This window comes from Caulobacter sp. GW822-FHT01G02 (genome assembly GCF_058802865.1).
This window is the reverse complement of the sequence record NZ_JBXAON010000002.1, coordinates 404,337-424,317: the sequence shown is the minus strand read 5'-3', so window position 1 is coordinate 424,317 and position 19,981 is coordinate 404,337. Positions and strand designations below refer to the sequence as shown.

Below are 19,981 nucleotides of genomic sequence, written 5' to 3'. Positions count from 1 at the left end.
GGATGTAGCTCAGTTGGTTAGAGCGCCGGCCTGTCACGCCGGAGGTCGCGGGTTCGAGTCCCGTCATTCGCGCCACCCCTTTAAAATGGGGTCGGAAAGCACCCTCCTCTCGGTTTTACGGACGACCGTCGCGCCCAGGCGCACGACGCGGATGTAGCTCAGTTGGTTAGAGCGCCGGCCTGTCACGCCGGAGGTCGCGGGTTCGAGTCCCGTCATTCGCGCCACCTTCCGGTGGTTTCCTTCCTTAAATCGAGAACCGCTCCGGCAAACGCCTTGAGTTGCCGGCGCCGCACGCCATGTAGCGGACATGACCTCCGCTTACCCGCCGTTCTCCGTCCTCGACCTCGCGCCCGTTCCGCAAGGCGCTTCCGTCGGCCAAGCCCTTAACAACAGCCTGGATCTGGCGCGACACGCCGAATCTCTCGGCTTCCACCGCTACTGGCTGGCCGAGCATCACAACATGCCCGGAATCGCCTCGGCCGCGACGGCGGTCGTGATCGGCTACGTGGCCAGTGGCACGACGACGATTCGGGTCGGGTCGGGCGGCGTCATGCTGCCTAACCACGCCCCGCTGATGGTCGCCGAGCAGTTCGGCACCCTGGCCGCCCTCTATCCGGGCCGCATCGATCTAGGCCTGGGCCGCGCGCCCGGCACCGACCAGCCCACGATGCGCGCCCTTCGCCGCTATGCCGGGGCGGTCGATTCGTTCGCCCAGGACGTCGTCGAGCTGCAGCACTGGTTCAAGCCGGCCGATCCGGACCAGAGCGTCCGCGCCGTGCCGGGCGAAGGCCAGGACGTGCCGATCTGGCTGCTGGGCTCCTCGACTTGGAGCGCTCAGCTGGCCGCGGCCCTTGGCCTGCCGTTCGCCTTCGCCGCCCATTTCGCGCCCGACTCTCTGCTGGACGCCCTCCTCCTGTATCGCCGGCACTTCAAGCCGTCGGAGGTTCTGGACAAGCCCTACGCCATGGTCTGCATCGGCGTCTGCGCGGCCGATACCGACGTCGAAGCGACTCGCCTCGCGACCTCGACCCAGCAGCAGTTCCTGGCCCTGCGGCGCGGCCGGCCGGGCCTGCTGCCGCCGCCAGTCGACGACATCCGCGAGCACGCTTCCCCCGCCGAGCTGGCGGGCCTGGATCACACCTTCCAGTATTCGGCGATCGGCTCGCCCGAGACCGTGAAGCGCAAGGTCGAGCAGGTGCTGAAGCTGACGGAAGCCGACGAGCTGATGTTCGCCTCGCAGATCTACGACCACGGCGCCCGCAAGCGCAGCTATGAGATCCTGGCCGGCCTGAAAGCCTAGTGGTCTCTTAGAGGGGGCAGGCCCCCGAAAGCGCTCCGGCCGGTCAGGCCGCCATAGATGGCGCACAGCTGACGGAACACCGCGTCCCAGCCGTGCCGTTCGACGGCCCGGCGGCGAGCGGCGGCGGCGACGACGGCCAGATCGCGGGCGAACAAAGCCTCGATCGCCTCGGCGAAGGCGGCGGGCTCGGACCGGATCGCCAGCTGACCGACCTCGTGGTCCACCGACTCGGCCACCCCTCCGGCGGCGACGCCGACCACGGGCAGACCGCAGGCCATGGCCTCCAGGACGATCAGGCCGAACGGCTCGTTGTCGTTGGCGTGGACAAAGGCGTCGCAGCTGGCCAGCACACCGGCCAGTTCGGCCGGGTCACGGACATAGTCCAGGCAGATGGCGCGATCGCTGATCGGCGCTCCGCCGCCAGCCCCGACGAACAGCAGCTTGTAGGGCGCGCCCAGCCGCTCGACCGCGCCGACCAGGACGTCCAGCCTCTTCTCGCGGGCCGGACGACCGGCGAAGACCAGCAGGCGCTCGTCGGGCGCGACGCCCAGGCGGCGGCGCAGGGCGTCGCGATCGGCCCGGGCCGGATGGAAGAGCTCGGTGTCCACGCCCAGCGGCAGACCGATGGCGTTGTGCACCCCGGCCTCGATCAGCCGCCCGGCGATGAAGCGGCTCGGCGCCACGGCCTGGTCGAACTGGCGATAGATCGCCGCCCAGCGTTTCTGAACCGGCTTTTCGGCCCACTCGCCGATGTGCAGCGCCGCCAGGGCGCCCAGATCGGTGTGGCAGAAGCCCACGACCGGCACGCCCAGGGCGTCACCGGCCCTCAGCGCCGCCAGACCCGGGGTGTACGGGTCGCCGGCTTCGATGATGTCCGGCCGCTGGCGGATCAGGCGGTCCATCCAGGCCGCCTTGACCACGGGCCAGCGATAGCCGGCTCCGAACGGCAGCGGCGCGGCATAGATCGAGACCCGGCCTCGCCCGTCGTAGGAATCACGCGCGCCCGGCACAACCAGCGTATGGCGGACATCCGGACGATTGGCGGCCAGCCAGGCGCGCTTCGAGGCCAGATAGCGACGAACGCCCCCACTGCGCGGGGCGTAGAGCATGGTGGTGTCGACGAGGCGAACGGCGCCGTCAGTCGACGGAGCGATATCGGAAAGAAAACCACGCAGGCCGACCGGCCGGGTCGATCTCGTATCCGTCACACCGATTCCTCATCGCAACTCTAGGCCCCCCATTCGGCCCCGGAACGATAAAGCTTTTGCGACACTCGCGGTTCCTCGCCGTTCCCGGACGATTTCAGGGGCACACCGCTTCGCCCAAGAGCCTCTCGCGACAGTACTTCTACCTGAGCATTCACGCCGCGCAACTCGGCGTTTGCGAGGCGCTCGACGGCGGCCAGGCCTCTAGGCGCACGCGCATAAGGAAGGGCTAGCCATGGGAAGGCTTCCGCGGCCCGGCCGCGGGGAGACGATGCGGATGACCAAGGGAGACGGAGTGGTGGGCAGTGAGGGGATCGAACCCCCGACCCTCTCGGTGTAAACGAGACGCTCTACCGCTGAGCTAACTGCCCTCCGGGCCGGCGCTTTTAGCCGGAGCCGAGGCCTACGCATAGCGCAAAACGAGGAGGCGGAGCGCCTGCCTCCGACGCCCCGCCCTCTCTTAAGCGGAGAAACCGGATTTAGCTGTTCAGCGAGGACTTCAAGCCTTCGCCAACCTGGAAGCGCGCGGTCTTCGACGCGGGACGGTTCACCGTCTCGCCGGTGCGCGGGTTGCGGGCGGTGCCGGCGGCGCGGGTCACGGCCTTGAAGGTGCCGAAGCCGACCAGGCGAACGTCGGAACCCGACTTCAGAGAGTCGGTGACGGCGTCGATGAAGGCTTCCAGGGCGTCCTTGGCCTGGTTCTTGTTGATGCCCGCCTTCTCGGCGATCGCCGTAACGAGTTCGGCTTTTGTGGTCATGTTTTTCTCCCAGCCTGAGCGGCGCCGTTTATTGCTTACGGCGCTTGGCTCGGCGGGGATTATGGCGGTTGAGAAAGCCTCGTCAAACGACAGCGGCGCGGGAATCTCCCGCGCCGCCTAAGTTATCAACGATTAGTTGCGTTAGTGGGTGAGTACGGCGTCGCTGTCGCCCTCATCCTTCTTCGCAGTCGCAGCAATCGGCTCGTCCGCCTCACTCCATTCGATCGGCGTCAGCGGGCCCGTAAGGCCATGCTTGAGCACCTCGTCCATGGTCGAGACCGGAATGATTTCCAAGCCGTCCTTGACGCTCTGGGGCACATCCACGAGGTCCTTCTCGTTCTCCTGCGGGATCAGCACGGTCTTCACGCCAGAGCGCAGAGCCGCCAGCAGCTTCTCCTTCAGGCCGCCGATGGCGGTGACCCGGCCGCGCAGGGTGATCTCGCCAGTCATGGCGATATCCTTGCGGATCGGGATGCCGGTCAGCACCGAGACAATGGCCAGACCCATGGCGGCGCCGGCGGACGGACCGTCCTTGGGCGTGGCGCCATCCGGCACGTGGATGTGCACGTCGGTCTTCTCGAAGATCGGCGGCTTGATGCCGAACTGCACGGCCCGCGAGCGGACGTAGCTGTTGGCCGCCGCGATCGACTCCTTCATCACGTCCTTGAGGTTGCCGGTGATCTGCATGCGACCCTTGCCCGGCATCTTCACGGCCTCGATGGTCAGGATGTCGCCACCGAACTCCGTCCAGGCCAGACCGGTGACGATGCCGACCTGGTCGACTTCGTCGGTCTCGCCGTAGCGGTACTTCTTGACGCCCGCGTACTTGGCCAGGCGCTCGTCGTCGATGGTGATCGTGGTCAGCTTTTCGCGGGCCAGATCACGCACCGTCTTGCGCGCCAAGGCGCCCAGTTCCCGCTCCAGCGACCGCACGCCGGCTTCCCGGGTGTAGTAGCGGATCAGGTCGCGGATCGCCTTGTCCGGAACGATGAACTCGGCCGGCTTCAGCCCGTGGTCCTTGGCCAGCTTCGGCAGGACGTGCCGCTTGGCGATCTCCAGCTTCTCATCCTCGGTGTAGCCGGGGATGCGGATGATCTCCATGCGGTCCAGCAGCGGCTGGGGCATGTTCAGGCTGTTGGCCGTCGTGACGAACATCACCTGCGACAGGTCATAGTCGACCTCCAGATAGTGATCGCCGAACGTCGAGTTCTGCGCCGGATCCAGCACCTCCAACAGGGCCGAGGCCGGATCGCCGCGATAGTCGCTGCCCATCTTGTCGATCTCGTCCAGCAGGACGAAGGCGTTGGTGGTCTTGGCCTTCTTCATCGACTGGACGACCTTGCCGGGCATCGAGCCGATGTAGGTGCGGCGGTGCCCGCGGATCTCGGCCTCGTCACGCACGCCGCCGAGGCTCATGCGCACGAACTCACGACCGGTGGCCTTGGCCAGCGACTTGCCCAGCGAGGTCTTGCCGACGCCGGGAGGACCGACGAGGCACAGGATCGGGCCCTTCAGCGAGTTGGTCCGGGCCTGGACGGCCAGGTACTCGAGGATCCGCTCCTTGACCTTGTCCAGGCCATAGTGGTCGGCGTCGAGGATTTCCTCGGCCTCCAGCAGGTCGATCTTCTTGGTCTTGGCCTTGCCCCACGGGATCGACAGCAGCCAGTCCAGATAGTTGCGGACAACGGTGCTCTCGGCCGACATCGGGCTCATGTTGCGCAGCTTCTTCAGCTCGCTCTCAGCCTTGGTGCGGGCTTCCTTCGACAGCTTGGTCTTCTTGATGCGCTTTTCGAGATCGATCAGCTCGTCGCGCGAGTCATCAGGATCGCCCAACTCGCGCTGGATCGCCTTCATCTGTTCGTTCAGATAGTACTCGCGCTGGGTCTTCTCCATCTGGCGCTTGACGCGCGAGCGGATCTTCTTCTCGACCTGCAGCACCGAGATCTCGCCCTCCATGAGGGCGAAGACCTTTTCCAGGCGCTTCACGACGTCGAAGATTTCCAGCAGGTGCTGCTTGTCGCCGATCTTCACCGACAGGTGGGCGGCGATGCTGTCGGCCAGCTTGCCCGGTTCGGCGATCTGCGGGATCGACGCCAGGGCTTCCGGCGGCACCTTCTTGTTCAGTTTGACGTAGTTTTCGAATTGCTCGACGACCGCGCGCGACAGGGCCTCGGCCTCGGGGCCGGCGCCTTCGTCCTCGCTGACCTCGCCAATCTGGGCTTCGTAGAAGGACTCCTGGTCGGTGAACTTCACGACGGCCGCGCGGCCCTTGCCCTCGACCAGCACCTTGACCGTGCCGTCGGGCAGCTTCAGCAGCTGCAGGACGGTGGCCAGGACGCCGACGTCGAAGATGTCGCCCGGCGCCGGATCATCATCCGCCGAGTTCTTCTGGGTGACGAGCAGGATCTGCTTGTCGCCGCGCATCACTTCCTCGAGGGCGCGCACGGATTTGTCGCGGCCCACGAAGAGGGGCACCACCATGTGCGGGAACACAACGATGTCCCGCAGCGGCAAGACAGGAAGCGTACGTAATTCGGACATGTGCTCAATACTCCCGGCCTCGGCGCTTTCGAACGCCTGGCCATGCGGGCCGCCGTAACACCAGACGATGCGCCTGAGTCGAACGACCCGTCCGCCCGGGACTGGGCGGATGGTCGTTATTTATGTGGACGTTTTACAACAGGGTTCAAGCGCACTCGCCTCACAGCGGCGACAAGTCGCGTGTGACCGGCGAAGCTGGCGCCCGCATGCCCTCAACGCGACCAAGCGGGGCAAGTTCGCCCAAGGCCCGGACTTTTCTGAAGTTTCTCTCGCTCAAGCTGACCGTGGCGCCGAAGTATCATCAATGGTCCGACAGGTTTGCGAAGCCCATCGATCCACGAAAAAGGCGCGCCCCCATTCAAAAAGGCGCGCCTCGATTTCGCGATGAAGCTTGAAGGGTTAGGCCGAAGCCGCCCCGCCCTTCTTCTCGGCGTAGATCAGTAGAGGCTGAGCCCGGCCCTCGACGACCTCGGCGTTGACCACCACTTCTTCAACGCCCTCGTAGCTGGGCAGTTCGAACATGGTTTCCAGCAGGATGCCTTCCATGATCGAACGCAGGCCGCGCGCGCCGGTCTTGCGCACGATGGCCTTCTTGGCGACCTGATGCAGGGCGTCTTCCGTGAAGGTCAGGCCGATGTTCTCCATCTCGAACAGGCGCTGGTACTGCTTGACGAAGGCGTTCTTCGGCTCGGTCAGGATCTTGACCAGGGCGGGCTCGTCGAGGTCCTCCAGGGTCGCGACCACCGGCAGACGGCCGATGAACTCCGGGATCAGGCCGAAGCGCTGCAGGTCGTCGGGCTCGACGTTCCGCAGGATCTCGCCCGTACGGCGCTCTTCCGGATCGGTCACCTTGGCGCCGAAGCCGATCGACTTGGCCGCGCCGCGCGCCGAGATGATCTTCTCGAGCCCAGCGAACGCGCCGCCGCAGATAAACAGGATGTTCGTCGTGTCGACCTGCAGGAATTCCTGCTGCGGATGCTTGCGCCCGCCCTGCGGCGGCACGGAGGCGACGGTGCCTTCCATGATCTTCAGCAGAGCCTGCTGCACGCCTTCGCCCGACACGTCGCGGGTGATCGACGGGTTGTCGGACTTGCGGCTGATCTTGTCGATTTCGTCGATGTAGACGATGCCGCGCTGGGCGCGCTCGACGTTGTAGTCGGCGGCTTGCAGCAGCTTGAGCACGATGTTCTCGACATCTTCACCGACGTAACCGGCTTCGGTCAGCGTCGTGGCGTCCGCCATGGTGAAGGGCACGTCGATGATTCGCGCCAGCGTCTGGGCCAGCAGCGTCTTACCCGTACCGGTCGGACCGACCAGCAGGATGTTCGACTTGGCCAGTTCGACGTCGTTGTTCTTCGAAGCGTGGTTCAGGCGCTTGTAGTGATTGTGCACCGCGACCGCGAGCACCTTCTTGGCGTGACCTTGCCCGATCACGTAATCGTCCAGGACTTCGCAGATCTCACGCGGCGTAGGAACGCCGTCTTTGGACTTCACGAAAGCGATCTTGTGCTCTTCGCGAATGATATCCATGCAGAGCTCGACGCATTCATCACAAATGAACACCGTCGGTCCCGCGATGAGCTTGCGCACCTCATGTTGGCTCTTTCCGCAGAAAGAACAGTACAGGGTGCTCTTGGTGTCGCCGCTCGCGGCTTTCGTCATGATCGCTTCTCACACTATGGCGCCTTACGGCTTAACGCCGTGACGCCCCTCCGAGCGCATACACCGCCACCGAAGCTGACAGGATATACGCCGGGAGTTGTCTAATCCTTGACATTCCCCGATCCGAGCGCGGTTCACAACCCTTGGCGACTCCTTTGAAGCCTCAAACGTCCAAACCGGCCGGATCGTGTCATGGCCTCGTCATCTAATTTGGGCGATTGGCGCGCCGGCGCAAGCGGCGAGCGTCTTGGGCCTTACCGCCGCCAGCGTAACCCCTTATGACGAGGCGAGGAATCGCATGGGAGGTCGAGCGCGGAAGCGCGCTCTTTGAGATGGTGGATGGGCAAGCGTTCGTGGATGGCCAAGGGTTTGAGCGCGTCGCGCCCGATGACCGGCGAGATGAGCCATGAGCTCGCACTCGTGGCCTTCGACTTCGACGGCACCCTGACGGTCAAGGACAGCTTCAACGCGTTCCTGAAGTGGCGCGCCGGCCGGCGCTGGACGCGCGGCGTCATCCGCCTGGCCCCCTCGCTGATCGCCTACGTGTTCGACCGAAACCGCGCCAAGCTCAAGGCCGCCGCGATCCGCGAGTTCATGAGGGGCGCGACGGTCGCGCAGATCGAGACCGACGCCCGCGCCTTCGCCGAGACTCACGCCCGCACCCTGCTGCGTCCCGACGCCCTGGCCGTCTGGCGCGCGTGGCGGGCCAGGGGCGCAAAGCTTGTCATCGTAACAGCCTCGCCCGAGATCACCGTCGCGCCATTCGCCCGGGGTCTGGGCGCGGACATGCTGATCGGCACGCGCCTGATGACCAACGAGGACGGCCGAATCCTGGGCGGGCTCGACGGGAACAACTGCCGGGCCAAGGAAAAGGTGCAGCGCCTGCGCGAGGTCTTCGGCCCGGACGTGCGCCTGACGGCCGCCTACGGCGACACCTCGGGCGACACCGAGATGCTCGCGATCGCCGACGAGAAGGGCTACCGCGTTTTTCGAGGCAAGCCCGCCACCTGAGCGGATTTGTCGCAGGCGACGAGACGACAAGAAAGCCGCCGACCCGGGGATCGGCGGCTTTCTCGTCTCAGTGAAGCCGTCGCCTATTCAGCGCCAGCCTCGGCGGCTTCGCGCGTGTCGTAGACGTGGTCGACCAGGCCCCAGTCCTTGGCTTCGTCCGAGCTCATGAAATGGTCGCGGTCCAGAGTGCGCTCGACCTCTTCATAGGTGCGGCCGCAATGCTTGACGTAGATCTCGTTCAGGCGACGCTTGGTCTTGATGATGTCCTCGGCGTGGCGCTCGATGTCCGAGGCTTGGCCGCGGAAGCCGCCCGACGGCTGGTGCACCATGATGCGGGCGTTCGGCAGGGCGATGCGCTGGCCGGCGGCGCCGGCGGCGAGCAAAAGGCTGCCCATCGAGGCGGCCATGCCCATGCACACCGTCGAGACCGGGCTCTTGATGTATTGCATGGTGTCATAGATCGCCAGGCCAGACGTCACCACGCCGCCCGGCGAGTTGATGTACATGGCGATCTCTTTCTTGGGGTTCTCCGACTCCAGGAACAGGAGCTGGGAGCAGATCAGGCTGGCCATCACGTCTTCGACGGGGCCGGTCAGGAAGATGATCCGCTCCTTCAGAAGGCGCGAGAAGATGTCGTAGGACCGCTCGCCACGGCTGGTCTGCTCGACCACCATCGGAACCAGGTTCATCGCCGTCGAAACCGGATCGTACATCATTGGGGATTACCCTTCTCGTGTGTCTTTGGCGCGAAAACGAATCAGCCCCCGCGCGCCGTCGCTATCGCATATCGCGTGGCGCTTAACAGGTTGCAAGGAGCCGGCGGTTTCGTGGCGGTACGAAAAAGGCGCGACCCTCGCGGACCGCGCCTTGATCATCTCGACCTGATCGGGCCTTAGCCGCCGTAGCCTTCCGGCAGGTCGTCTTCCTCCAGAAGCTCGTCCTTGGAGACTTCCTTTTCCTCGACCTTGGCCTTGTTGAAGATCAGGTCGACGACCTTGTCTTCGTAGATCGGGGCGCGCAGGGCGGCCTGCAGGTCGGCGCGCTGGCGGTACATGTCGAACACCTGCTGGGCTTGCGCGCCGTACTGGCGAGCTTCGCGCATGATGGCGTCGGTCAGTTCCTGGTCGGTGACGACCACGTCGTTCTTGCGGCCGATCTCGGCGAGCACCAGACCCAGGCGCACGCGGCGCTCGGCGATCTTGCGGTACTCGTCCTTCAGCTGGTCCTCGGTCTTGTCGGCGTCTTCCGGCGGCAGGCCGCCACGAGCCTTGTCGGCCTCGACCTGTTGCCAGATGCCGGCGAACTCGGCGTCGACCATGCGCGGCGGCAGCGGGAACTCGTGCTTGGTGTCCAGCACGTCCAGCAGGGCGCGCTTCAGCTTGAAGCGCGAGCTGTTTTCATAGCGGCTGCCCAGGTTCGAGCGCAGCAGCTCCTTCAGAGCGGCCAGGTCCGACAGACCCAGGCGCTTGGCCAGTTCGTCGTCGGCCTTGCCGTCGACCGGCGCGCGGACTTCGGTGACCTTCGTGGCGAATTCGGCGTCCTTACCGGCCAGTTCGGCGGCTTGGTACTCTTCCGGGAACTTCACCTTCACGACGATCTCGTCGCCCGGCTTGGCGCCGACCAGCTGGTCTTCGAAGCCCGGGATGAACTGGCCCGAACCCAGGACCAGTTCAGCGCCTTCGGCCTTGCCGCCGGCGAACTCGACGCCGTCGATCGTGCCGACGAAGTCGATCAGCAGTTGGTCGCCGTCCTTGGCCTTCAGGCTCTTGCCCGTGCGCGGCTCATAGGTGCCCGCTTGCTTGGACAGCTCTTCCAGGGCCTCGTCGACTTCCTCGTCGCCGACCTTGTAGACCGGCTTGACCAACTCGATCGTGGTCGGGTCGATCGGATCGAATTCCGGCATCACTTCGACCGCCAGGTCGAACGCCAGGTCGAGACCGCCGTCGATGACCTTGTCCATGTCCGACGTCGGGTTCAGTTCGGGCTGACCAGCCGGACGCAGCTTGTTGTCGTCAAGGACCTTCTGGGTGGTCTCGTTCAGCGCCTGCTCGATGACTTCGCCCATCAGGCCCTTGCCGTACAGACGGCGCACGTGAGCGGCGGGCACCTTGCCCGGACGGAAGCCCTTCACGTTCATCTGCGGAGCGACTTCGGCGATGCGCGCTTCCAGGCGCGTGGCCAGTTCACTCGCGGGCACCGTGACGCTAAAAACGCGGCTGAGGCCTTCGCCCGACTTTTCAACGATCTGCATCGACATTCTTATTTTCTCGGGTCCGGGACGCCGCGCGCCCGAGCTCCGCCCTGGGGGTCCAAAAGATCGACGCCGCCCCGCGAGAGCCGGGGGCGGCGAAAGACCGCCCTTATGTCACGACGTGCGCGAGCATCCAAGAGCGGCGGCGACAAAACTCATCCGGGCCTGGAGAGCCAGGTGAGAAGAGTGGTGCGGATGAGAGGACTCGAACCTCCACGCCTCTCGGCGCCAGAACCTAAATCTGGTGCGTCTACCAGTTTCGCCACATCCGCGTGGGTGGGGGCTTACGGATTTGAGCCGGGCCGCGCAAGCCCGTAGAGCTCGGCGAGAACCGCGGGCGCCAGGCCCGGCAGGTCCTCGGCGATCAGACCCGGGCCGTGACGGGCGCCGCACTCGGCGTGGATCCAGGCTCCGGCGCAGGCGGCCTCGAAGCTCTCCATGCCCTGGGCGATCAAGCCGCCAATGAAGCCGGCCAGGACATCGCCCGAACCGGCGGTGGCCAGCCATGGCGTTCCATTCAGCGACACAGCGGCGCGGCCATCCGGCGCGGCGACCACGGTGTCGGGTCCCTTCAGCAGCACGACCGCCCCCGCCCGTCTGGACGCCTCCCGCGCGGCGGCGATGCGTTCGGAAGACTTGGCCAACAAGCCTGGAAAGATTCTCTCGAACTCGCCCGGATGCGGCGTCAGCACGTCGTCGCGATCGAGGCAGGCGAACAGGCTGGCCGGGTCGTGCCGGAAGCTGGTCAGGGCGTCGGCGTCGACCACCAGGGCCGCGCCCGTGCTGGCCAAGGCCTGCAGGTTGCGGGCGGTCGCCTCCCCCACCCCGGCCGCCGGGCCAATGATCACGGCGTCGGCCTCCTCTGCGGCGACCGCAAGATCGGCCTCCGCTCCGAACGGCGCCAGCATGATCGCTTCAAGATGCGCGGCGTTCACCGCCAGAGCTCCCGGCGGCGACAGCACGGTGACCGCGCCGGCGCCGACTCGTAAGCCCCCGCGCGCCGCCAGCCGCGCCGCGCCGGTGCTCCACATCTCGCCGCTGATCACCTTCAGCCGCCCGCGCGCATGCTTGTGGGCGTCGAGCGCCGGCCAGGGAAAGCGCTTGGCCCACAGGTCCGGATCGTTCTCGAACAGGTTCGCGCCCTCGCCGGTCCTCAGCCCGATGTCGGCCAGCACGACCTCGCCGCAGGCCTTGCGCCCCTCGATCAGCACATGAGCGGGCTTGCGGCGATGAAAGGTGACGGTCAACGCGGCGCGAAAGGCGGCGTCGCCCAGCGGACGGCCGGTGTCGCCATGGATCCCCGAGGGCGTGTCGACCGCGACGATGGCCAGCGGTCGCTCCTGGCTGGCCCGCGCCAGGCGCTCGACCCCCCCCTCCAGCGGCCGTGACAGGCCGGCGCCGAACAGAGCGTCTATATAGAGCGCGTCCGGCGCGAGATCGGTCGACAGTGACCGCACCTCGCCCTTCCAGCGCGAGGCCGCCCAGCGGGCGGCGTCGGTGGATGGCGGATAGGCGGCCTCGACCGCCACCTGCCAGCCGCGTCGGCGCAGATGCCGCGCGGCGACGTAGCCATCGCCGCCATTGTCGCCGGGGCCGCACCAGATCACCACGGGACGGCGGGCGTAACGCGCCCGGACGGCCTGGGCCACGGCCTCGCCCGCGCGCTCCATCAGCACGCGGACCGGCGTGCCGTGTTCGACGGCGGCGCGGTCGGCCGCGGCCATCTGGGCGACGGTCAGAATCTCTCGCGCCACGCCTACTCCTTCAAAGCACCTGGCTCTGAGCTTCGCGCCCTTTCTCCACCAGGATCAAGCCGTCGCCGTCGATCTCGAACACGGTGCGCGAGCAATGATCGGGGCGAAATGCCATGACCTCGGCCCGACCGGTGGCGACGCCAACCGCCGCGTTCAGGGCGACGAAGTGGCTGAACACCGCCGCGCCAGGGTATTCGCGCAAAGCGGCGGCCACGCCTCGCGTCCAGGCGACGTAGTCCATGTCACCCTGGATCTCGCCCCAACGCCCCTCGAAAGCCCGCTTCAGCCAGGCGGGCCGCTCCTCGTGCGACAACGCCGTCGGAGTCGGGATCTCGCCGACGCGCGGGTCGATGATCAGGTCGACACCCAGCGCCCGCGCCAGCGGTTCGGCGGTCTCGCGACAGCGGCGCAAGGGCGAAGATACCACGCGCGTCGGCCGCTCGGGCAGAGCCAGGATCGCCTCGGCGACGGCGTCGGCCTGGGTCTTGCCGATCGCGTCGAGACCGGGATCCTCGTCCGTTCCGCCCCAGGTCGCGGCGGGTTTTCCGTGGCGGATCACGTGAACAAGGGTCATGGTTCAATCCGGAATGAAGAGATTGCGGACGCCATCCGGATGCGGGCCGACCACGCCGGTCCGGCCCACGCCCTCCCGACTTTCCAGGTCAAGGAGCACCTCCGGATCGTCCGGGGTCTGGGCCACGAAGCGGCGGTCCTGCGCGTCGCGGCCGATGACGATGCCCATCCGCGCGCCCTCGCGGCCGTGGACGACGGTGTAGGTCTCGATGGTCGCGGCCCCTTGCGGCGTCTCGACGATCTCGGGATGCGGCAGGGCGTCGATCCGGGCCTGGATCACCGACGGCGGCTGGCGCTCCCATTTTCCTTCGACGGGCCGCGTCGAATAGATACCCACCGACTGCTTGGTCAGGAACCAGCCGTTGGCGGTCGACAGGCCGTAGGCTCCAGGCCGTTCGCGCAGCTTGCCGACCATCTCGGCGATGGCGTGCAGGGCGTAGTTGTTTCCCGGCCCGCCGAAGTACGGCAGGCCGCCGGTGATGGTCAGGCCACGCGGATCGTCCAGCGCCAGCCCGATCTCCTCGGCCCCGATCCGCACGGCCGATGGGAAGCAGGAATAAAGATCGATGAAATCGAGATCCTCAACGCCGATCCCGGCCATCTCCAGGGCTCGCTCACCGGTCAGACGCATGGCGGGACTGGAGTGATAGTCCTGGCGTTCGAGCGGGTACCAAAGGTCCGAGGCGTCGGCGCAGCCGTGCAGGAAGACCCACTTGTCCTCCGGCACGCCCAGCTCGCGCGCCTTGCGGACGCTCGCGATCAGGACCGCCGCCGACTGGTCGACCTCCATGATGGCGTTCAGGTACTTCGGGTACGGATAACCGATCATCCGATTACGGTCGGTCACCGAGACCAGCTCCTCGGCCGAGCGCTCGATCGGGAACCAGGCGTAGGGATTGGCGGCTGCGACCTTGGTGAAGGGCGCGAAGAGCTCACCAAGCTGCTTCTGGTGATCTTCGAGCGATCGCCCGTCCCGCGCCCGCAGCGCGCTCTCGAACAAGGGATAGGTGTTCACCGGATAGCCGAGACCGTGCGCGCCCTCCTGCTTGGTCACCCCCGGACGCGGGTCGCCGATCCGTCGCGGCGTGCTGGTAAGGTCGTCGCCCCAGCCCTCGAAGCCTAGGCCGCCCTTCATCCGCTTCATCAGCGATCCCAGGAACTCTGCCCCGGTGACCAGGGCGAACTCCGACTCGCCGCCCGCGATCCGCTCGCAGACGACATTGACCGCCTGCTGGGGGCTGTTGCCACCGGTCTCGGTGTAGACGCTCCAGGCCGGCGAGGCCGAAAACGCCCGCGCCAGGGATGCTGGCGGATCGGCCAACCTGGGCAGCGGCAGTTTCGACAACCCTCCCGGCGCATCGATACTGAACGCCACGACCGCCAAAGCGTCCAGATCGGCAAGAACCGACCCTTTGAGCCCGGCATCCAGCACCGCTTGCTCCGCCGCAACTTTCAGCAGTTCCAGCGGGGATGGCGAATTTCCGGCGTCGCCCCGGTACGTGAATTGGCCCGCGCCGATCAAAACCGGTGTGTCGTCGCGCATATCCGCCCCCGTTCAAACGATCGTTGGGCGCGATCGTAGGCGCGAAACCGCATGCCGCAAGGCTATTTGGCGGCCATTCCAGAAATGCATATTCCAAAGGCGCCAGGCGCCCAAACTTCAAACACATGCCCGCAAGACAACCAACGGGTCATAAATGTCTGCGGCGCTCGCTTGCGGCGCTGGGGTCAGCGTGATGGTTGCGCGCTCAGTGAAGCGGTTCGCCGCCCGGGCCCGAAAGTGGAACCGATGAAGAAGATCGAAGCCGTCATCAAGCCGTTCAAGCTGGATGAGGTGAAGGAGGCCCTGCAGGACATGGGCGTCCAGGGCATGACCGTGCTCGAAGCCAAGGGCTACGGCCGCCAGAAGGGCCACACGGAGCTCTATCGCGGCGCGGAGTACGTCGTGGACTTCCTCCCCAAGATCAAGGTCGAGGTCGTCGTCGAGGACAGCCAACTGGAGCCCGCTCTAGAAGCCATCACCCGCGCGGCCCGCACCGGCCGCATCGGCGACGGCAAGATTTTCGTCTCGGAGATCACGGAAGTGATCCGCATCCGAACCGGAGAAAGCGGCCCGGCCGCCGTCTAAAGGCCGGATCGTCAAACACTTAGAGAGCCTACAAAGGGGATACGGAATGACTACCGCCAAGGATATCCTGAACCTGATCAAGGAAAAGGACGTCAAGTATGTCGACGTCCGCTTCACCGACGTGCGCGGCAAGCTGCAGCACGTCACGTTCGACATCGACCTGGTCGACGATGACTTCCTGAACGACGGCACGATGTTCGACGGTTCGTCGATCGCCGGCTGGAAGGCCATCAACGAGTCTGACATGAAGCTGCGTCCCGACCTGGACAGCGCCATCATCGACCCCTTCTACCAGCAGACCACGCTGGCCCTATTCTGCGACGTCGTGAACCCGGACGACGGCACCCCGTACAACCGCGACCCGCGCTCGATCGCCAAGGCCGCGCTGAACTACGTGAAGTCGGCTGGCGTGGGCGACACCGTCTACTTCGGTCCGGAAGCCGAGTTCTTCATCTTCGACGACGTCCGCTGGTCGACCGCGCCGAACAACACCGGCTACTCGTACGACTCGAGCGAACTTCCCAGCAACTCGGGCAAGGAATATCCGGAAGGCAACATGGGCCACCGCCCTGGCCCGAAGGGCGGCTACTTCCCGGTGAACCCGGTCGACTCGGCTCAGGACCTGCGCGGCGAAATGCTGGCCGTCATGGGCGAGCTGGGCATGAAGCCGGAAAAGCACCACCACGAGGTGGCTCCGGCTCAGCACGAACTCGGCCTGAAGTTCGACACCATGGTCGTCATGGCCGACCGGATGCAGCTCTACAAGTACGTCATCCACAACGTCGCCGCGGCCTACGGCAAGACGGCCACCTTCATGGCCAAGCCGATGTTCGCCGACAACGGCTCGGGCATGCACGTGCACCAGTCGATCTGGCAGGACGGCAAGCCGCTGTTCGCCGGTGACAAGTACGCCGGCCTGTCGCAGGAGTGCCTGTACTACATCGGCGGCATCATCAAGCACGCCAAGGCCATCAACGCGTTCTCGAACTCGACGACGAACTCGTACAAGCGCCTGGTGCCCGGGTATGAAGCCCCGGTGAAGCTGGCCTACAGCTCGCGCAACCGTTCGGCCTCGATCCGCATCCCGCACGTCGACTCGCCGAAGGCCAAGCGCCTGGAAGCCCGCTTCCCCGATCCGATGGGCAACCCCTATCTGACCTTCGTCGCTCTGCTGATGGCCGGCCTGGACGGCATCATCAACAAGATCGACCCGGGCGCGCCGGCCGACAAGAACCTCTATGATCTGCCGCCCCGCGAGCAGAAGAAGATCCCGGAAGTCTGCGGCTCGCTGCGCGAAGCCCTGGAAAGCCTGGACAAGGACCGCGCCTTCCTGAAGGCCGGCGGCGTCATGGATGACGACTTCATCGACAGCTATATCGAGCTGAAGATGGAAGAGGTGATGCGCCTGCAACTGCACCCGCACCCGGTCGAATTCGACATGTACTACAAGTGCTGATCGCGTAAGCGCTCAGAACAAGGACAAGGGCCGGAGAGCGATCTCCGGCCCTTTTTCTTACGCCGCGAGGCCAGACCGCTCCGCGAGTAGAATGACTTATTACTTACTGGGCGCCGCCTGAACAAAATTGTCGCAACTTCGCAACATAACCGACGTAATCGGCTCGAAAGAGCTGTTTTCGATCAAGACGAGATATCCCGACAGCCGCTGTTTCGCCTATCGCAGCGCAACAGAAGCGCCGTTAACGCCCCGGTCAGAGTCGGCGAACGGCGCGCTCCATCACAGGATGTCTCCATGCTCCCCAACCGCTCTTTCCGCCGCGCCCTCACGGTGTCGTGCGGCCTGACCGCCCTCGTGGCCTCGCTGGCCGCCGGCTCGGCCGCCATGGCCCAGGACACCACCGTCGGCGAAGTCGTCGTCACCGCCCAGAAGCGTAGCGAAAACCTGCAGGACGTCCCGGTCTCGGTCGCCGCCATCTCCGGCGAGCGCCTGCAGTCGGTCTTCGCCGCCGGCGAAGACATCCTGACCCTGTCGGGCAAGGCCCCAGGCCTCTACGCCGAGTCCTCGAACGGCCGCGTCGCCCCGCGCTTCTACATCCGCGGCCTGGGCAACGCCGACTTCGACCTGGCCGCCTCGCAGCCGGTGTCGATCATCCAGGACGACGTCGTCCTCGAGAACGTCGTCCTGAAGAGCTCGCCGATCTACGATCTCGACCACGTCGAAGTCCTGCGCGGTCCGCAGGGCACGCTGTTCGGCCGCAACACCACGGCCGGCATCGTCAAGTTCGACACCATCAAGCCGAGCGACGAAACCAAGGGCCGCCTAGCGGCCACCTACGGCAGCTACAACACCGTCACCCTGGACGGCGGCTACGGCGGCGCCATCGTCCCGGGCAAGGTCGCTGTCCGCGCCTCGTTCCTGCTCCAGCGTCGCGACGACTACATCGACAACACCTACACCAAGCAGGAAAACGCCCTGGGCGGCTTCAACGAAAAGGCCGCTCGCGTTCAGCTGCTGGTCACGCCGAACGACAAGCTGAGCGCCCTTTTCAACGTCCACGGCCGCGACCTGGACGGCACCGCCGCCGTGTTCCGCGCCAACGTGCTGACCAAGGGCTCTAACAAGCTCAACGGCAACTACCAACGCGACAAGGTCGCCTTCGACAACACCGCCAACAACCCGCAGAAGTACAAGGGCTACGGCGCCTCGGCCAACATCGGCTACGACTTCGACGGCGTGAAGCTGACCTCGATCACCGCCTATGAAAATACCCACGGTTACAGCCTGGGCGATATCGACGGCGGCAACCCGGGCGGCCCGGGCTTCATCCCCTTCCAGTCGAGCACCCAGGACGGCATCAAGAACCTGTTCCAGTGGACGCAGGAAGTGCGTCTGGCCAGCGACACCGACGGTCCGCTGAGCTGGCAGGTCGGCGGCTTCTACTTCGACACCAAGTACGACATCCGCACCGACCCGTTCTTCATGCCGGCCACCACCCTGCGCCAGAAGAACAAGTCCTGGGCGCTGTTCGGTCAGGCCTCCTACGCGGTCAACGACCAGCTGACCCTGACGGGCGGCCTGCGCTACACCGACGACGACAAGGACATGAATGTCGTTTCGGGCCCGAACAAGGCTCCGTCGGTCTCGGTGTCGGATTCCAAGGTCAGCTGGGACCTGTCGGCGTTCTACAAGATCGACGAGGACGTCAGCGTCTACGCCAAGGTCGCCTCGGGCTTCCGCGGCCCGTCGATCCAGGGCCGCGACATCGCCTTCGGCTCGCCCGCCTCGTCGGCCAAGTCCGAAACGATCATGTCGTATGAGCTGGGCCTGAAGAGCGAGCTGTTCGAACGTCGTGTCCGCCTGAACGGCGCGGTCTTCGCCTACAGCATCGACGACCCGCAGTTCAGCGCCGTCGGCGGCGGCAGCAACTCCAACCGCCTGATCAACGCCAAGAAGGGCGAGGCCTACGGCCTGGAACTGGACAGCGAGTTCGTGGTCACCCCGAACTTCGTCGTCACGGCCGGCTACAGCTACGCCCACACCAAGATCAAGGACAGCACGCTGGCCGTCGCCCCCTGCGCCGCCTGCACGGTCACGGACAAGCTGAATGGCGCGGGCCTGGCCCTCGTGGACGGCAACCCCTTCCCGAACGCGCCGAAGTACACCTTCGACGTCACGGCGCGCTACTCGTACCCGATCGCTTCGGGCGAGCTGTTCGCCTTCACCGACTGGAAGGTCCAAGGCTACACCAACCTGTTCCTGTACCAATCGAAGGAGTTCTACTCGAAGGGCGACTTCGAGGGCGGCCTGAAAGTCGGCTACGCCGACAAGGACGCCGGTTGGGAGCTGGCGGCCTTCGCCCGCAACATCACCAACGAGAGCAACATCAAGGGTGCGATCGACTTCAACAACCTGACCGCCTTCGTCAACGAACCCCGCGTCGTCGGCGTCTCGCTGAACGCCAACTTCTAGGACCTTCGGGTCTTCGAAACCGGAAAGGCCGCGGAGCGATCCGCGGCCTTTTTTCGTGGCGGCTAGGCCTTGAGGCCGTGACCGATGACCGGAGTGGTCTCGAAGCGCTGCGGAAAGCCGGCGATGATCGGCCGCCCCTTGGCGATCGCCGCCTGCACGGAGGGCAGCTTCAGCGAGGCGGCATGGGCGTCCTTGTCGGTCCAGACCTCGGTGATCCACAGCGCGTCGACGTTGGTCGGATCCTTGGCGATCACGTAGCTGAGGCAGCCCGGCATGTCGTTGGTCCCCTCCCCCAGGATCGCCAAGAGCTCATCGCGCTTGCCGGGCGCGGCCAGCATCTGTCCGATCAGTCCGTACATGGGCGTCTTCTCCTGAGCTTGGGCGGCGGGCGCGAACGCGGCGGCGGCGAGGCCGCCGGCCAGCACGTCGCGCCGGATGATCTGGGTCATGGCTTTCTCCCGTCGACCGCACCTTGCGTCAGCACGGTCCGGAATGTGGCAGCAGGCTATTTCGCCTTGCACGCGCCCTGAGCCGAGACGCTGACCCCCGCCGCCCCCGCCTCGCAGGCGTTGCCATAGGTCTTGCCGTCGCAGCCGCAGACCGGCTGATAGATCCGCGTGCAGACCCGCGGCGCCTTGCGGCAGACGCCCGCCGCATCGGCGACCCGCCCGCAGACTCCGGCCTCCATCTGGCAGGTCAGGCCGGACTGACATTGGAAGCCCGCGAACCCGCCGCACATGCCGCCCTCGGCGACGGGGGCGCGCGGCGATTGCTGCGGCGGTCCCGAAGGTCCCGGCGTGGCGGGCGCTGTGCAGGCGGTCAGCAGCGCGACGGCGAGACAGGCGAGCAGACGGCGCATGGACGACCTCC

16 protein-coding genes and 3 tRNA genes are annotated in these 19,981 nt (G+C 65.9%); 6 read left to right on the top strand and 13 right to left on the bottom strand.

Features of this window, described 5'->3' with window-relative positions; all coding sequences use genetic code 11:
• Window positions 1–147: 147 nt before the first annotated feature.
• Together AC1RNC_RS07455 and AC1RNC_RS07450 are read left to right on the top strand one after the other, a co-directional pair.
• Window positions 148–224 (top strand) — tRNA-Asp (locus AC1RNC_RS07455).
• Window positions 225–307: 83 nt separating this feature from the next.
• Window positions 308–1,300, top strand: coding sequence for an LLM class flavin-dependent oxidoreductase (locus AC1RNC_RS07450; RefSeq protein ID WP_492885011.1), 993 nt, complete (start codon window positions 308–310; stop codon window positions 1,298–1,300).
• Here the strand turns inward: AC1RNC_RS07450 and AC1RNC_RS07445 are convergent.
• The 5 genes from AC1RNC_RS07445 to clpX form a co-directional block, all read right to left on the bottom strand.
• Window positions 1,297–2,508, bottom strand: coding sequence for a glycosyltransferase (locus tag AC1RNC_RS07445; RefSeq protein WP_492885009.1), 1,212 nt, complete (start codon window positions 2,506–2,508; stop codon window positions 1,297–1,299). The two genes, AC1RNC_RS07450 and AC1RNC_RS07445, sit on opposite strands and share 4 nt — an antisense overlap.
• A gap of 293 nt (window positions 2,509–2,801) precedes the next feature.
• Window positions 2,802–2,876 (bottom strand) — tRNA-Val (locus tag AC1RNC_RS07440).
• 108 nt (window positions 2,877–2,984) lie between these two features.
• Window positions 2,985–3,263: an HU family DNA-binding protein gene (locus AC1RNC_RS07435; protein WP_492838615.1), complete on the bottom strand. Its 279-nt coding sequence runs from the start codon at window positions 3,261–3,263 to the stop codon at window positions 2,985–2,987.
• A gap of 141 nt (window positions 3,264–3,404) precedes the next feature.
• Window positions 3,405–5,804: an endopeptidase La gene (lon, locus tag AC1RNC_RS07430; protein WP_492885007.1), complete on the bottom strand. Its 2,400-nt coding sequence runs from the start codon at window positions 5,802–5,804 to the stop codon at window positions 3,405–3,407.
• A 399-nt stretch (window positions 5,805–6,203) separates the two neighbouring features.
• Window positions 6,204–7,466 (bottom strand): ATP-dependent Clp protease ATP-binding subunit ClpX, encoded by a 1,263-nt coding sequence (clpX, locus tag AC1RNC_RS07425; protein ID WP_492838619.1) that lies wholly within the window; start codon window positions 7,464–7,466, stop codon window positions 6,204–6,206.
• Window positions 7,467–7,805: 339 nt separating this feature from the next.
• Between clpX and AC1RNC_RS07420 the strand changes: the two genes are divergently transcribed.
• Complete coding sequence (locus tag AC1RNC_RS07420; RefSeq protein WP_492885005.1) at window positions 7,806–8,477, top strand: HAD-IB family hydrolase; 672 nt, start codon at window positions 7,806–7,808, stop codon at window positions 8,475–8,477.
• An 83-nt stretch (window positions 8,478–8,560) separates the two neighbouring features.
• Here AC1RNC_RS07420 and AC1RNC_RS07415 read toward each other — a convergent pair whose 3' ends face one another.
• From AC1RNC_RS07415 to AC1RNC_RS07390, 6 genes are all read right to left on the bottom strand, one after another.
• Window positions 8,561–9,193, bottom strand: a complete 633-nt coding sequence (locus tag AC1RNC_RS07415; RefSeq protein ID WP_492838623.1) for an ATP-dependent Clp protease proteolytic subunit — start codon at window positions 9,191–9,193, stop codon at window positions 8,561–8,563.
• Window positions 9,194–9,369: 176 nt separating this feature from the next.
• Window positions 9,370–10,728: a trigger factor gene (gene tig, locus AC1RNC_RS07410; RefSeq protein ID WP_492885003.1), complete on the bottom strand. Its 1,359-nt coding sequence runs from the start codon at window positions 10,726–10,728 to the stop codon at window positions 9,370–9,372.
• 187 nt (window positions 10,729–10,915) lie between these two features.
• A tRNA-Leu gene (locus tag AC1RNC_RS07405) sits at window positions 10,916–11,000 on the bottom strand.
• Window positions 11,001–11,012: 12 nt separating this feature from the next.
• Window positions 11,013–12,482, bottom strand: a complete 1,470-nt coding sequence (locus AC1RNC_RS07400; RefSeq protein ID WP_492885001.1) for an NAD(P)H-hydrate dehydratase — start codon at window positions 12,480–12,482, stop codon at window positions 11,013–11,015.
• A gap of 10 nt (window positions 12,483–12,492) precedes the next feature.
• A complete protein-coding gene (locus tag AC1RNC_RS07395; protein ID WP_492885000.1) occupies window positions 12,493–13,056 on the bottom strand; it encodes a histidine phosphatase family protein in 564 nt (187 codons plus the stop codon).
• Between the two features lie 3 nt (window positions 13,057–13,059).
• Window positions 13,060–14,598: an acetyl-CoA acetyltransferase gene (locus AC1RNC_RS07390; RefSeq protein WP_492884998.1), complete on the bottom strand. Its 1,539-nt coding sequence runs from the start codon at window positions 14,596–14,598 to the stop codon at window positions 13,060–13,062.
• Window positions 14,599–14,844: 246 nt separating this feature from the next.
• Here AC1RNC_RS07390 and AC1RNC_RS07385 point away from each other — a divergent pair, with 246 nt between their 5' ends.
• From AC1RNC_RS07385 to AC1RNC_RS07375, 3 genes are all read left to right on the top strand, one after another.
• A complete protein-coding gene (locus AC1RNC_RS07385) occupies window positions 14,845–15,183 on the top strand; it encodes a P-II family nitrogen regulator (RefSeq protein ID WP_492884996.1) in 339 nt (112 codons plus the stop codon).
• A 46-nt stretch (window positions 15,184–15,229) separates the two neighbouring features.
• The gene (gene glnA, locus AC1RNC_RS07380; protein ID WP_492884995.1) at window positions 15,230–16,639 is read left to right on the top strand and encodes a type I glutamate--ammonia ligase; all 1,410 of its coding nucleotides are present in this window, start codon (window positions 15,230–15,232) and stop codon (window positions 16,637–16,639) included.
• A 294-nt stretch (window positions 16,640–16,933) separates the two neighbouring features.
• Complete coding sequence (locus AC1RNC_RS07375) at window positions 16,934–19,111, top strand: TonB-dependent receptor (RefSeq protein WP_492884993.1); 2,178 nt, start codon at window positions 16,934–16,936, stop codon at window positions 19,109–19,111.
• 62 nt (window positions 19,112–19,173) lie between these two features.
• Here the strand turns inward: AC1RNC_RS07375 and AC1RNC_RS07370 are convergent, their stop codons facing one another.
• Both AC1RNC_RS07370 and AC1RNC_RS07365 read right to left on the bottom strand, forming a co-directional pair.
• Complete coding sequence (locus tag AC1RNC_RS07370) at window positions 19,174–19,560, bottom strand: putative quinol monooxygenase (protein WP_492884991.1); 387 nt, start codon at window positions 19,558–19,560, stop codon at window positions 19,174–19,176.
• Between the two features lie 56 nt (window positions 19,561–19,616).
• Window positions 19,617–19,970, bottom strand: coding sequence for a Kazal-type serine protease inhibitor family protein (locus AC1RNC_RS07365; protein ID WP_492884989.1), 354 nt, complete (start codon window positions 19,968–19,970; stop codon window positions 19,617–19,619).
• Between the last annotated feature and the right edge of the window lie 11 nt (window positions 19,971–19,981).

Bases quoted from the DNA above. Each gene is read 5' to 3' on its own strand.
- AC1RNC_RS07370 (WP_492884991.1), bottom strand. From the start codon at position 19,560: ATGACCCAGATCATCCGGCGCGACGTGCTGGCCGGCGGCCTCGCCGCC.
- AC1RNC_RS07365 (WP_492884989.1), bottom strand. From the start codon at position 19,970: ATGCGCCGTCTGCTCGCCTGTCTCGCCGTCGCGCTGCTGACCGCCTGC.
- lon (WP_492885007.1), bottom strand. From the start codon at position 5,804: ATGTCCGAATTACGTACGCTTCCTGTCTTGCCGCTGCGGGACATCGTT.
- AC1RNC_RS07390 (WP_492884998.1), bottom strand. From the start codon at position 14,598: ATGCGCGACGACACACCGGTTTTGATCGGCGCGGGCCAATTCACGTAC.
- AC1RNC_RS07415 (WP_492838623.1), bottom strand. From the start codon at position 9,193: ATGATGTACGATCCGGTTTCGACGGCGATGAACCTGGTTCCGATGGTG.
- AC1RNC_RS07420 (WP_492885005.1), top strand. From the start codon at position 7,806: ATGGGCAAGCGTTCGTGGATGGCCAAGGGTTTGAGCGCGTCGCGCCCG.
- tig (WP_492885003.1), bottom strand. From the start codon at position 10,728: ATGCAGATCGTTGAAAAGTCGGGCGAAGGCCTCAGCCGCGTTTTTAGC.
- AC1RNC_RS07375 (WP_492884993.1), top strand. From the start codon at position 16,934: ATGCTCCCCAACCGCTCTTTCCGCCGCGCCCTCACGGTGTCGTGCGGC.
- glnA (WP_492884995.1), top strand. From the start codon at position 15,230: ATGACTACCGCCAAGGATATCCTGAACCTGATCAAGGAAAAGGACGTC.
- AC1RNC_RS07450 (WP_492885011.1), top strand. From the start codon at position 308: ATGACCTCCGCTTACCCGCCGTTCTCCGTCCTCGACCTCGCGCCCGTT.
- AC1RNC_RS07435 (WP_492838615.1), bottom strand. From the start codon at position 3,263: ATGACCACAAAAGCCGAACTCGTTACGGCGATCGCCGAGAAGGCGGGC.
- AC1RNC_RS07385 (WP_492884996.1), top strand. From the start codon at position 14,845: ATGAAGAAGATCGAAGCCGTCATCAAGCCGTTCAAGCTGGATGAGGTG.
- AC1RNC_RS07395 (WP_492885000.1), bottom strand. From the start codon at position 13,056: ATGACCCTTGTTCACGTGATCCGCCACGGAAAACCCGCCGCGACCTGG.
- clpX (WP_492838619.1), bottom strand. From the start codon at position 7,466: ATGACGAAAGCCGCGAGCGGCGACACCAAGAGCACCCTGTACTGTTCT.